This is a genomic window from Oceanicaulis sp. MMSF_3324 (assembly GCF_030733545.1).
GTDB lineage: Bacteria > Pseudomonadota > Alphaproteobacteria > Caulobacterales > Maricaulaceae > Oceanicaulis.
On sequence record NZ_JASHIU010000001.1, the window covers coordinates 97,591 to 109,986 of the forward strand.

At 63.6% G+C, this 12,396-nt stretch carries 14 protein-coding genes and 1 tRNA gene; 9 read left to right on the top strand and 6 right to left on the bottom strand.

Features of this window, described 5'->3' with window-relative positions; translation table 11 throughout:
* Positions 1 to 3: 3 nt before the first annotated feature.
* On the bottom strand, positions 4 to 798 hold the full coding sequence (locus RBA95_RS00415; RefSeq protein WP_306014796.1) for a sterol desaturase family protein: 795 nt from the start codon (positions 796 to 798) through the stop codon (positions 4 to 6).
* Between the two features lie 90 nt (positions 799 to 888).
* Here RBA95_RS00415 and RBA95_RS00420 point away from each other — a divergent pair, with 90 nt between their 5' ends.
* A complete protein-coding gene (locus RBA95_RS00420) occupies positions 889 to 1,758 on the top strand; it encodes a LysR family transcriptional regulator (RefSeq protein WP_306014797.1) in 870 nt (289 codons plus the stop codon).
* On the opposite strand, the gene RBA95_RS00425 is transcribed toward RBA95_RS00420, so the two are convergent.
* Entirely contained in the window at positions 1,755 to 2,264 is a 510-nt protein-coding gene (locus RBA95_RS00425; RefSeq protein WP_306014798.1) for an invasion associated locus B family protein, read from the bottom strand. The two genes, RBA95_RS00420 and RBA95_RS00425, sit on opposite strands and share 4 nt — an antisense overlap.
* Positions 2,265 to 2,431: 167 nt before the next feature.
* Here RBA95_RS00425 and RBA95_RS00430 point away from each other — a divergent pair, with 167 nt between their 5' ends.
* The 3 genes from RBA95_RS00430 to RBA95_RS00440 all read left to right on the top strand — a co-directional run bounded on the left by RBA95_RS00430 (position 2,432) and on the right by RBA95_RS00440 (position 5,145).
* Complete coding sequence (locus tag RBA95_RS00430) at positions 2,432 to 3,013, top strand: sigma-70 family RNA polymerase sigma factor (protein ID WP_306014799.1); 582 nt, start codon at positions 2,432 to 2,434, stop codon at positions 3,011 to 3,013.
* Positions 3,014 to 3,116: 103 nt separating this feature from the next.
* Positions 3,117 to 3,815, top strand: coding sequence for a ChrR family anti-sigma-E factor (locus RBA95_RS00435; protein WP_306014800.1), 699 nt, complete (start codon positions 3,117 to 3,119; stop codon positions 3,813 to 3,815).
* A gap of 58 nt (positions 3,816 to 3,873) precedes the next feature.
* Positions 3,874 to 5,145: a UbiH/UbiF/VisC/COQ6 family ubiquinone biosynthesis hydroxylase gene (locus RBA95_RS00440; RefSeq protein ID WP_306014801.1), complete on the top strand. Its 1,272-nt coding sequence runs from the start codon at positions 3,874 to 3,876 to the stop codon at positions 5,143 to 5,145.
* 19 nt (positions 5,146 to 5,164) lie between these two features.
* Here RBA95_RS00440 and RBA95_RS00445 read toward each other — a convergent pair whose 3' ends face one another.
* The 4 genes from RBA95_RS00445 to RBA95_RS00460 all read right to left on the bottom strand — a co-directional run bounded on the left by RBA95_RS00445 (position 5,165) and on the right by RBA95_RS00460 (position 6,808).
* Positions 5,165 to 5,686, bottom strand: a complete 522-nt coding sequence (locus RBA95_RS00445) for an RNA methyltransferase (RefSeq protein WP_306014802.1) — start codon at positions 5,684 to 5,686, stop codon at positions 5,165 to 5,167.
* Positions 5,687 to 5,792: 106 nt separating this feature from the next.
* Positions 5,793 to 6,026 (bottom strand): DUF1150 family protein, encoded by a 234-nt coding sequence (locus tag RBA95_RS00450; protein WP_306014803.1) that lies wholly within the window; start codon positions 6,024 to 6,026, stop codon positions 5,793 to 5,795.
* Positions 6,027 to 6,152: 126 nt separating this feature from the next.
* Positions 6,153 to 6,228, bottom strand: a tRNA-Ala gene (locus RBA95_RS00455).
* A gap of 124 nt (positions 6,229 to 6,352) precedes the next feature.
* Complete coding sequence (locus RBA95_RS00460; protein WP_306014804.1) at positions 6,353 to 6,808, bottom strand: TIGR02300 family protein; 456 nt, start codon at positions 6,806 to 6,808, stop codon at positions 6,353 to 6,355.
* 118 nt (positions 6,809 to 6,926) lie between these two features.
* On the opposite strand from RBA95_RS00460, the gene aroA reads away from it, so the two are divergent.
* The 5 genes from aroA (at position 6,927) to RBA95_RS00485 (ending at position 12,380) form a co-directional block, all read left to right on the top strand.
* Positions 6,927 to 8,276 (top strand): 3-phosphoshikimate 1-carboxyvinyltransferase, encoded by a 1,350-nt coding sequence (gene aroA / locus RBA95_RS00465; protein WP_306014805.1) that lies wholly within the window; start codon positions 6,927 to 6,929, stop codon positions 8,274 to 8,276.
* Positions 8,277 to 8,609: 333 nt separating this feature from the next.
* Positions 8,610 to 10,307: a 30S ribosomal protein S1 gene (gene rpsA / locus RBA95_RS00470; protein WP_306014806.1), complete on the top strand. Its 1,698-nt coding sequence runs from the start codon at positions 8,610 to 8,612 to the stop codon at positions 10,305 to 10,307.
* Positions 10,308 to 10,457: 150 nt separating this feature from the next.
* Positions 10,458 to 10,742 carry an integration host factor subunit beta gene (locus RBA95_RS00475; RefSeq protein WP_306014807.1) on the top strand — a complete coding sequence of 95 codons (285 nt, stop codon included), beginning with the start codon at positions 10,458 to 10,460 and terminating at the stop codon, positions 10,740 to 10,742.
* Positions 10,743 to 10,819: 77 nt separating this feature from the next.
* Entirely contained in the window at positions 10,820 to 11,674 is an 855-nt protein-coding gene (locus RBA95_RS00480; protein ID WP_306014808.1) for a putative metalloprotease CJM1_0395 family protein, read from the top strand.
* Positions 11,675 to 11,729: 55 nt separating this feature from the next.
* A complete protein-coding gene (locus RBA95_RS00485) occupies positions 11,730 to 12,380 on the top strand; it encodes a phosphoribosylanthranilate isomerase (RefSeq protein WP_306014809.1) in 651 nt (216 codons plus the stop codon).
* Positions 12,381 to 12,396: the final 16 nt, after the last annotated feature.

The following is a 12,396-nucleotide window of genomic DNA, read 5'->3' on the forward strand; positions in this document are numbered from 1 at the left end:
CCCCTATTTGCGGATCAGCGGCCAGAGCAGTTCCCGCCCGGCGCTGACCGGCTCCATGCCCTCAATGCCATAGGTTTCGGGATAGCGGCGCGTAATCTTCGCTGTCCCGAACAACACGTCCCAGAAGAACAGCAGATTGCCGTAATTGCCCTTGTAATGGGTGACCCCGTCCTCCTTGTGCAGGCCATGATGGGCGCTGTGCGTGGCGGGCGTGGAGATGACCCGCTCCAGCACCCACATCACAGGCGCGAAGGCCGGAACCTTGTAGAGCGCCTCATCCCAGCGCCAGGCCGAATGCGCGCCGAAGATCACCGTCATCTTCACCACCAGATAGACCGCATAGACCGGGTAGAAGCCCAGATGCACCAGCACGGCCGCAATCCACAGGCCCGGCATGAACAGGTAGTAGAACAGGTTGTTGCGATAGGCGGTGCGGATCGACAGATAGCCGCTCGAATGGTGCGCCCGGTGCAGGTTATACAGCACCGGGAAGGTATGGCTGGCGCGATGCCACCAGTACTGGGTCATGTCGTCAGCCACCAGAAGAATGGCGAGCATCGCCCACCAGGGCAGTCCCGCCAGCGCATTGGCGGATCCCGGACGTACGGCATCTACGAGCAGGGGCGCGACAGCGAAGATCAGCGGGACCGTGATCAGGACGATGGTCAGCGAGGACGCCGTTTCGATCACGATATCGCGTGTCGATCCCTTCTCCCTTTGAAGAAATCGGCCCGTGATCGCTTCCAGCACGATGAAGAGCGCGAAGATGGCTGGTACCAGGATTTTCTCGTTGATCATGACTGGGCCTCCCGAGTCCAGACTGAGTGAGGCTTGTCATAACTTCCAATACAAGTTTTACATGGCAGCATAACTACAGGTTATGCATCAATGCTCACACTTCGCACAGCCCGCCTCTTTGTCACCGCAGCAGAGACCGCCACGCTGACCGCCGCCGCAGAACAGCTTCATGTCAGTCAGCCGGCCGCCACCAAATCGCTGGCTCAGCTTGAAGCGGAGCTGGGCGGGCCCCTATTCGAGCGGTCGGGCCGCAAACTGGTCCTGACCCGCATGGGTGAAGCCTTGTTGCCTCGCGCCCGAGCGCTGCTCCAACAGGCCAATGACCTCAAAGCGGAAGCCGAACGCTGGCGCAGCGGCGAGGATGGGGTGCTCAATCTCGGCGCCGGTCCCAGCCTGACCTATCGCCTGCTGCCTGAAGCCGTCGCCCGGTATTATCGCGCGGGTCGCACGGTCCAGCTGACCATTCACGCGGGCGCCGCCGGCGCGCTGGTCGAGCAGGTGCGGCGCGGCGCCCTGGATCTGGTGGCGGCGGATATGGGGGAGGCCGATCTCGATCCGTCGCTGACAGTGCACCCCCTGCCTGAGGAAAGCGTCGCGGCCCTGGTCCGTCCCGGACACCCCGCCCTTGATGGCGCTTCGCCAAAGCATTTCCCCCTGGCGACCGCGACACCGCCCGAGCGATTGACCCGGCAACCCCTGCCCTGGGGTGGAGACCGTCCGGGGCTGGTTTGTGATGATTATACGGTTCTGGCGCTGGCTTGCGCCGCATCGGACCACGTTCTGGCCGCGCCGCGCTCGGTGATGGATCGTCTTACGGCCGAGCACGGGCTGGTCCCGCTGCCTGACAGCTCCGTGGAAATACGCTTGCGCCCCGCGCTCATCTATCGCGCTAACGCCCCGCACAGCGCTGCGCGCGATGATCTGTTCGCCTGTTTCGAAGCCGCCGCGCGGAACGCCTAGTCGCAGAGCGATTCCACCTGCTCCAGCGCCGCCGTCACGCCCAGAAGAGAGAAGGTGTAGGCGGTGGCGGTGCCCCGATTGCTGGTCGCCTCGACCCGCATGTCAGAACCGCGACGCATGGCGCGCACAAGCTGGTTTTCCTCACTGGTGTCTTCCAGGAAGCCTTCCTGCTCGGACGCGAACATCTGATAGCGATCAGAGCCAACCCGCACGCGCGGCGGGCTGTCTGGACGCAGGGCATAGCCGGCCAGGAAGCTCGGCTGCTCCTCCGCTGCGCCATTGGCCCAGCTGGCGACCAGGAAAAACACATCGCCATGATCGACATTGCTTGGCAGCGCTTCTTGCGGTCGGCTGAGCGCATAACAGACCTGGCTGTCGCCCTCGCCGCGCGTGAACACGCGCCAGTCACGGTGCGCGCCCTGAAACTCGGGCTCGCTCACCCCCTGCGCCAGGGCAGGCGTGAAGCTCGTCAGGGTCAGACACAGGCTGGCAATAAGCACGCGCATGGGGGATTTCCATTCAGATTTAGCGGTTTGGCGCTGGCAGATCAGCTGGCGCTGACCCGCGTCCCTGTTTAAAGCGGTCTCTGACGGCGGTTTCAAGGCAGGATCTTGGCTTGATCGTCATGTGCGTGAATGTGAAAGTGATCTGTATAGAGCTTCAAGGGTGAAACTTGCCTGACGCCCCCTTTTCCGCCGGCGCCACACCGGATCGAACGACCCTGAATTCGCTGGTTCTGGCCACCGCGCAGCGGGACCGACAGGCGTTTGCAGCCCTGTTCAATTTCTATGCGCCTCGGGTGAAAGCCTATCTGCTGCGCCTGAATGCGCATGACAGTCTGGCCGAGGAGCTGACCCAGGAGATCATGCTGACCGTCTGGCGCAAGGCCAGCCAGTTTGATCCCGATCAGGCGTCCGCCTCCACCTGGATTTTCCGCATTGCGCGCAATCGGCGCATTGATGCGGCCCGTCAGGCCAACAAGCCCGCGCTTGATGGCGAGGACCCGAGCCTGCGCCCGCCCGAGATCGAAACGCCCGATGACGCCGTGCATGCGAGTGATCGCGACGACCGGGTGCGTCAGGCCATGAATGGTCTGCCCGATGAACAGGTGGCGCTCTTGCGGCTCGCCTTCTTTGACGGATTGTCCCATCGCGACATCGCCGATCAGCTGGGCATGCCGCTGGGCACGGTTAAGTCCCGTTTGAGACTGGCTTTTGACAAGCTCAGGCGCGTGCTCGATTCCAACACCTTGTAAGCAAAGTTGGCCTGAACCTAAGAAAATGCCCTAATCGGCTTGACCTCAGGCCAATCTGATCAATATCCGCGACGCTGTAGCTGACGATACGTAGAACAAGACCATGACCAACCATCCGCTGGGTGACGAAATCTATACCGCTTACGCATCCGGCGCCTTGTCTGCCCCGATGCGCTTGCTGCTGGACGCTCAGGCCGCCGTCAACGCGGATGTGGCCCAGACGCTCGCAGCCGTCGAAGCCGTGGCGGGCGTCCTGCTGGAGCAGGAAACGCCCGCCTCCATGATGCCGGACGCCCTCGCCACCGTGTTTGACGTGATCGACAGCGAGGAAGCAGGGCTCGGCGAAGCGGGGCCGTCGCGCTTTGACGCCAAGGCCGGCTCTGAACATTCGCGCAAGGCGGCGGAAAAAGCCGGTCAGGCGATCGGCGAATTGCTGGATCTGCCCGATCCGGTTCGTGACCTGGCCCTGGATCAGGGCGGCTGGTCCTTCGCCGGACCCGGCGTGCGCAACATGACGCTGATGGATGAGGATGGCGCGAAAGCCGAGCTGATCCGCATCGAGCCGGGCCGCGGCGTGCCCCATCACGGCCATGACGGCACCGAATTCACACTGGTGCTGACCGGCGGCTTCTCCGATGGCCGCGCCAGCTATGGCCCCGGCGAAGTGTGCATGGCCAATCCCGACACGATCCACAAACCTGTCGCCGACGAGGGCGAGGTCTGCATCGTGCTTGCCGTGACCGACGGCCCCCTCGCCTTCACCGGCGCCCTGGGATGGATCCAGCGCGCGCTGAACCGCTAGGCGCCCCTGCGGCGCCGCGCCGCTTTCTTTCGGCCGGGGCATTGTTATCTTGAGCCCCATGAGCAAACCGATCTTCTCTGGCGATGTGGTGATTTCCGGCGGCGGGCTCGCCGGTCTCACCTTGGCGCTGGCCCTGCACAAAGCCGGGCTGGCTGTGGCTGTCGTGGATGCGATGGAGCTCTCCGAGCACGTCACGCCTGAATTTGACGGGCGCTCCTCCGCGCTGGCTTACACCTCCATGCGCATGCTCGATGCGGTGGGCGCGGGCCAGCATCTGCGCGAGCACGTCCAGCCAATTGAAGACATTCTGGTGGTCGATGGCCGCCCTTATGACGGTTTGAAGCCTGGCGGCCCCGGTCACGACCAGCTGCATTTTGATCGCCGGGAAATCTCGCCTGAAGATGACGGCGAGGCTCTCGGATACATGGCCGAGAACCGCTGGACGCGGGTGGCGCTGGCGAAAGCCGCCGATGAGGCGGGCCTGACCGTGTTCGCCCCCGAACGCGCCAGCCATATGGAAACCGATGCCACGCCTGGGAAGAACCGGCTGGTGCTGGAAAGCGGCGAGACGCTGGAAGCCCCTCTGATCGTGGGCTGCGACGGCAAGTTCTCCGGTCTGCGCCGTCAGGCCGGCGTACGCACGTTCGATCATGCCTATGACCAGAAGGCCGTGGTGCTGACCGTCGAGCACGAGTTCAGCCATGAGGGCGTGGCGTATGAGTTCTTCATGCCCACCGGGCCGTTCGCCATCCTGCCCCTGCCAAACAATCGCTCCAGCCTTGTCTGGTGTGAAAAACCCAAGGCGGCGGATGCCCTGAAAGACATGGACGATGAGGGGTTCCAAGAGGCGCTGGAAGCGCGCTTTGGCGATTTCCTTGGTTGGGTGAAACCGGTCAGCCCGCGCTGGACCTATCCGCTGACGCTGAAATTCTCCGAACGCTTCACCGATGACCGTCTGGCGCTGGTGGGCGACGCCGCGCGGGGCATCCACCCCATTGCGGGCCAAGGCTTCAATCTCGGGGTTCGCGATGCGGCGGTGCTGGCCGATGTGCTGGTGGACGCCAAGCGGGCGGGGCTTGATCTGGGCGCGCCCGCCACTTTGCAACGCTATGCGCGCTGGCGGCGCACCGATTCAGCGGCGGTCGGGATGGGCTCGCACCTGTTCACACTGCTGTTCTCCAATGATCACAGCCTGATCCGAACCGCGCGCGGACTGGGCCTGTCGATCGTGGACCAGATTCCCATGGCCCGGCGCTTCTTCATGCGGACCGCCGGCGGCGAAGTGGGCGATCTGCCCGCGCTTCTGCGCGGGGACAGCCTGCACCTTTAAGGCTCAAGCGATCAGATGATCAGGTGCGCTTTCTGGGCGCGCCCCAGATGTGCTGCTTGTCCTCCAGCGGGCCGCCGGGCATCACGGGGCGCTCGGGATAGCCGCCCAGGCACAGCGTGCGGTCATAAAGCGCAATGGCGGCCGCCACGGACAGGTTCACGCAGAATTTGGTCGGGATCTTCACCACATGCGCGCAGCGCGCGAGCATTTCCGGGCTGAGATCGCCGCGTTCCTTGCCCAGCACATAGGCCGCCATGCGCGGATGACGAAAGCTGGGCAACTCCACCGCATCATCGGTCAGCTCCACTCCGACGATCTGACAACCGCGCGGCAACAGCATGTCATCCACGGTCTCCCAGTCGTAATAGGGCAGATTCTCGGTGGTCTTGGCGGTATCGGTCTGAAACATCTCGCGCGCGCGATTGGCCGCGCCCACGGTGAACACGAAGCTGCCGCCAAAGGCGTGAGCGGTGCGCATGACCGCACCCAGATTGCGCGCCTTGGAAATGCCTTCGACGCCGACTGCGAAATAACCTCTCATGATCCTGCCTTTAGCCGCGCTCGGCGCGCCTGGCAAACCGGCACGCACATACAAGAACGCCCTCTGCGTCGCAGAGGGCGTCATGCATCTTCAATCAGACCTTGTGCTAGTGCACGCTGACCGGTTCCGCACCATGATCGCGGGCTGCAGCGAACGCCGCATCGCGATCAGAGAAGACCGCCATGCGCTGACCGTTCTCGTCATGAATGGCGTAAAGCGTCGCTTCGGAGTCGAGCTTGACCCCGGCGTCCGCCGCCTGATCCATGATCTCGGCTGCGTCGATGGTGCGGACATACACGGTCGGCGTCGTGTCCAGCATCAGTTCAGTATCGGTATCCATCCAAAGACCCATGCATTGCCTTGTGTGATGATGACATGGGTTTTCTTGTCAAAACGTTCAAGGCATGCGCCGGTGTAAACCAACGGCAAAGAAAAACCCCCGCGCGTCAGCGCAGGGGTTCTTTTTTGGTGGAGCCAGGCGGAATCGAACCGCCGACCTCTTGAATGCCATTCAAGCGCTCTCCCAACTGAGCTATGGCCCCGAAACTTTTTCAAAGCGTGCGGGGTTGGGCCCCGCCGTTTCGAGAGCGCGGAACCTAGCCGCGCGTTTGAGAGCAATCAAGCCTGTTTTTCAGCACCTGACGCCCTCAATGACAGCCGCCTGGATCAGACGTCGTCCTCGTCGTCATCCAGCGCGATGTTGTCGTCGATATCGTCGTCATCATCGTCCAGCAGGACGCTGTCATCGTCATCATCGTCGAGATCGGATTCATCGTCGGAGAAGCCGTCCAGATCGTCGTCGCCCGGCGTGGCGCGCTTGGCGACCGGCGCTTCGTCCTCATCGTCATCGCCGCCCAGATCAATCGGCTCTTCATCGAGCTCGGGAGCGTCGTCATCCTCGGCTTCATCGTCATCGGAGCTGTCCTCCGCTTCCGCCTCGGTATCCTCTTCCGCCTCTTTCTCAGGCTTCGGCGCCTTGCTGGAGACAGTGACTTCCTCGAAATACGACAGGGGATATTCCATGCCGGTGAACGGGGACACGATCGGGTCCTTGTTCAGGTCATAGAACTTCTTGCCGGTTTCCGGACAAACGCGCTTGGTCCCAAGTTCAGCTTTCGCCACGAGTCCATATCCTTTCACAGCGAAGGGCGATCAAATCGGCGCGCCAGTTGCCATGTTCTGACGCGGCTGTCAAAACCCGATTGAAGCCTTCTGTCATCTGCCGTTCCGCGGAGCCCGCATGTCACACGCCACGCCTACCCCGTCCCAGGCCGTAACCGGGCCTAAAACCGCCCGGCCTGTCAATGCCCTGAAAGGACGCCTTCAGGCGGCTGCGGATAAATCATGCTCGCACCGCGCGTTGATCTTTTCGGCGCTGGCGGACGGGGAAAGCCGGATCGAGGGCCTGCTTGAAAGCGAGGATGTGCTGGCCACCGGTCGCGCCGTCGCCGCGCTCGGCGCCCAGGTGAACCGTGAAGGCCCCGGCGCCTGGCGCGTCAAAGGCCAGGGCCAGTGGACCAGCCCGGCGCAGCCGCTGGATCTGGGCAATTCGGGCACAGGCGTGCGCCTGCTCATGGGCGCAGCCAGCCGGTTCGATCTCAAGGCGGATTTCGTCGGGGACAAGAGCCTGTCCTCGCGCCCCATGGCGCGCGTGCTCGACCCGCTGTCGCGCATGGGCGTAAAAAGCCAGTCCAGCGATGGCGGCCGACTGCCGGTGACGCTGCGCGGCTCGTCCGCCCTGAACGCCATTGATTACACCCCGCCTGTCGCCTCCGCCCAGGTCAAGAGCGCCATTCTGCTGGCCGGGCTGGGCGCGCAAGGCGAAACCATTGTGCGCGAACCGCACGCCACCCGCGACCACACCGAGATCATGGCTCCGGTCTATGGCGCAGATCTCAATGTGGAACGTCAGGGCGAAGGCCTTGTCGCGCGCGTGCGCGGGGGAAAGACATTGTCGCCGGCCAATGTCGCCATTCCCGGCGACCCCTCATCCGCCGCCTTCCCCGTGGCGGCCGCCCTTGTGACCCATGACAGCGCCATCACCGTGACCGGCGTGATGACCAACACGGCCCGGTTCGGCCTCTATGAAGTGCTCAAGATGATGGGCGCCGACCTTGAGATGACCCCGGCGGGCGAACGCTGCGGCGAACAGCTGGTGGACATCACGGTGCGCTCCGGCGCCCTCAAGGGCGTAATGGTGCCCGCATCCCTGGCGCCGTCCATGATTGATGAATATCCGATCCTGTCGGTCATCGCCGCCTTTGCTGACGGCGTGACGGAAATGACGGGCCTGGCCGAATTGCGCGCCAAGGAAAGCGACCGGCTCGCCGCCAGCGCCGCCTTGCTACAAGCCAATGGCGTGCCTATCGAGCTGGGCGAGGATTTTCTCATCGTTCACGGCTGTGGCCAGGACGGGGTGCCCGGTGGCGGGCTCGTGAAAACCCATCATGATCATCGTCTTGCCATGAGCGCACTGATCATGGGTCTGGGCGCGCAGGCCCCGGTGAGCGTAGATGATGTCAGCATGATCGCCACGAGCTACCCCGACTTCTTTGACCACATGTCGGCCCTCGGCGCGGAAATCGGCTAGAGGCGCGAGTCAGTTCGACGCCCCGGCAAGCCTTGCTCTCATAGTCATTTTGCGGTAAGTCCGCGCGCGATTGGCCTGTTGCATCTGCGGATGTGAACCGACCGATCATTCGCCGGGCGGGCGATGACCCGCGGCCAGGCGCGCCTTCATCTTGTTCGTCGGTTCTGACTTACGGCTCGATCGCGCCGCCTGCCGTTTCGCTCTGCTCATTTGGAACGCGTTATCCGGCCGTTCGCGGCTGAACTGGAGACTTCCAGCCGCCGCGTGCGGCAAGACCGCCGGAGACAACCGGCCGGCCGGAAACGACGACAACCCCTGGAGCCATCCTCTAACATGTCTGAAACCAACACCTCGGCCCCGAGCCGCGATGATTTCGCCTCAATGCTGGAAGCGTCCCTCGCCGGCCGCGACCTCATGGAAGGCACGGTGGTGCGCGGCACCGTCACGTCCGTCCTGCACGACACCGTTGTCATCGACGTCGGTCTGAAAACCGAAGGCCGCGTGGCCCTGCGTGAATTCACCGGCCCCGGCTCTGAAGCCCCGAAACTGGGCGATCAGGTCGACATCTACCTTGAGCGTATCGAGAACGCGATGGGTGAAGCGGTTCTGTCGCGCGACAAAGCCCGCCGCGAAGAAGCCTGGGACCGTCTGGAGAAGACGTTCGAATCCAAAGAGCCGGTCAACGGCGCGATCGTCGGCCGCGTCAAAGGCGGCTTCACCGTGGACCTGGGCGGCGCTTCGGCCTTCCTGCCGGGCTCCCAGGTGGACATCCGTCCGGTGCGCGACGTGGCCCCGCTCATGAACAAGGAACAGCCGTTCGCGATCCTGAAAATGGACCGTCCGCGCGGCAACATCGTGGTCTCCCGCCGCGCTGTCCTGGAAGAATCCCGCGCCGAGCAGCGCGCTGAGCTCGTCGGTCAGCTGGCCGAAGGCGAAGTGCGTGAAGGCGTTGTCAAGAACATCACCGATTACGGTGCGTTCGTGGATCTGGGCGGCATTGACGGCCTGCTGCACGTCACCGACATGAGCTGGTCGCGTGTGGGTCACCCGAGCGAAGTGGTCGAAGTTGGCCAGACCGTTCAGGTGCAGATCATCAAGATCAACAAAGACACCCAGCGTATCTCGCTCGGCATGAAGCAGCTGCAGTCCGACCCGTGGGACGGCGTGGCGCTGAAATACCCGAACGGCGCGATCTTCAAGGGCCGCGTGACGAACATCGCCGAATACGGCGCGTTCGTGGAGCTGGAGCCGGGCGTCGAAGGTCTGGTGCACGTCTCCGAGATGAGCTGGACCAAGAAGAACGTCCATCCGGGCAAAATCGTCTCCACCTCCCAGGAAGTGGACGTCATGGTGCTCGACGTGGATCCGGACAAGCGTCGCGTCTCGCTTGGCATCAAGCAGACCCAGCGCAATCCGTGGGAAGTCTTCGCGGAAGCACACCCGGTCGGCTCGGAAGTCGAAGGCGAAGTCAAGAACATCACCGAATTCGGTCTGTTCATCGGCGTCGACGAGGAAATCGACGGCATGGTGCACCTGTCCGATCTCGACTGGGATCGTTCGGGCGAAGACGCCATCCAGGACTACAAGAAAGGCGACTCCGTGCGCGCCAAGGTCCTGGACGTCGATGTCGAGAAAGAACGCGTCTCCCTGGGCGTCAAGCAACTGGGCGGCGATCCGATGGACGAAGGCGGCTTCAAGCGCGGCGAGACCGTGACCTGCACCGTCACCGAAGTCACCACCGGCGGCGTGGAAGTCAGCCTGGGCCCGGACAACCTGGTCAAGGCGTTCATCCGCAAGTCCGACATCTCGCGTGACCGCGCCGAGCAGCGCCCCGAGCGCTTCGCCGTCGGCGACAAGGTCGACGCGCGCGTCACCAATATCGACAAGGCCTCGCGCCGCGTTTCGGTGTCCATCAAGGCGCTGGAAATGGCGGAAGAGAAAGAAGCCGTCGAACAGTACGGGTCTTCGGACTCCGGCGCGTCCCTGGGCGATATCCTGGGCGCCGCTCTGAAGGGCCAAGACGAAGACTAATCGTCTGAACCCGGACTTTCTCCCCTAGCAGGGGAGTTGGAACCCCCGATGCCCGGCATCGGGGGTTCTTTTTTGGTCCGCGCCCCGGCTAACGCATTGACGGGTCAGTTCAGGTGTTCCTACACTGATGCCCTTCAAGGGGAGCGCACCATGATCAAATCCGAACTCATCGAGAAGCTCGCAGAAGACAATCCCCATCTGTACCAGAAGGATCTGGAGCGGGTGGTGAACACGGTGCTGGAAGAGATCACCCAGGCGCTCGAGCGCGGTGATCGCGTGGAGCTGCGCGGCTTCGGCGCATTTTCCGTTCGCAACCGCCCGCCGCGCCAGGGTCGCAATCCGCGCACCGGCGAACCTGTCTCCGTCAAGGAGAAGCACGTGCCGTTCTTCAAGACCGGTAAGGAATTGCGCGAACGGGTCGACGGCAAGGCCTAGCGCCTTAACCCCCGTTACCCAAACCTTAAGACTCTTGCGTCAGGCTCATCGGCAGGTTGCAACTGCCGGGAATGCGTATGGCGCTGACGCCACTCTTACCTGGCGGCGCAGAGCCGGCCTATCAAGCCGGGATCGGCGCAACGCCCCAGACGTCCGAGCTGCGCGCTCAGGCGAGCGGGACGATTCCGTCTTCAATTGACCCCTCTCTGGCCGATACTGCCCGGCGCGTCATCTCCGATCCGGTCAGTCTGTCTGCACAGGCGCGTCAGGCCGGCGCCGCGCAAGACGCCGCGCCCGCTTCCCAGTCCGCCAAGTCAGCCGCCGCGCCGAAATCGGCCAATGGCGATCCCTTGACCGAGGGCGAAGAGAAACAGATTGCAGAGCTGAAAAAGCGGGACCGCGAAGTGCGCCAGCACGAACAGGCGCACCAGGCCGCAGGCGGGCAATACGCCAGCGCACCATCCTACGAATACCAGAAGGGCCCGGACGGACAGCAATATGCCGTCGGCGGCGAGGTGCAGATCGACGCCAGCCCCATTCCTGGCGATCCCGAGGCCACCATCGAGAAGATGCGCATCGTCAAGGCCGCCGCGCTGGCCCCGGCCGAGCCTTCAGGTCAGGATCGCAAGGTCGCTGCTTCCGCCGACGCCGCCGCCCAGCAGGCGCGCGCCGAGCTGGCGGCGCAGGAACGCGAGGAACGTCAGGCAGCGCTGGAAGGCGATCGGGCTGAAGGTCCGAGCCAGCCCGGCCAGCCTCAACCCGCCAATGACGCCGCATCGCCATCTGATGCGGACGCCGATCAGCCCGAGATTGCAGCCTTTGGCTTCAGCGGCGACCCGCCCGCCCCCGCCGCCCTCAACCAGGCCAATGGCGCCTATGCCGCCACCACCCGCGCCCAGTCGGTCAATCTGACCAGCATCGCCTTCGCCTGACGCGATTTTGCAGCTGTGACTTGGCGACACGCGGCTTCAGCGCTAAGTCGGCGTCATGAACCGATCATCAGCCACCAAAATCAAGATATGCGGCCTCAATTCAGTTGAGGCGGTCGACGCCGCCATTGACGCAGGCGCGGACTATCTCGGTTTCATCCACTTTCCCAAGAGCCCGCGTCATGTCGCGCTGAACGAAATGCGCCAGCTTGCCGCCCGCAAGGGCGATGCGAAAACGGTGGCGGTGCTGGTCGACCCCGATGAAGCGCTGATGGGCGAGGTGTTGCGCGCCATGCGGCCCGATTATATCCAGCTTCATGGCGGGGAGAGCCCGATGCGGTGCCTGGATGCCCGCCATTATGCCGAGCGGGGCGTGTGGAAGGCCCTGGGCGTCTCCACCGCGCAAGACCTTGAAAAGGCGCGTGCCTATGAAGCCTATGTGGATGGCTTCGTGTTTGACGCCAAACCGCCAAAGAACGCCGACCGCCCCGGCGGACTGGGTCAGGCATGGGATTACAGCCTGCTCAAGGGCTTTGATCCCGGCCAGCCCTGGCTGCTCGCCGGTGGTTTGACCATCGACACGGTGGCAGACGCCATCGCGCAATCGGGCGCGCAAGGCGTCGATGTCGTGTCGGGCGTTGAAAGCGCGCCGGGCGTGAAATGTGTAGACAAAATCAAGGCCTTCATCACTGCCGTCAATACAGCCTGAAGGCTTGCGCCGCCGC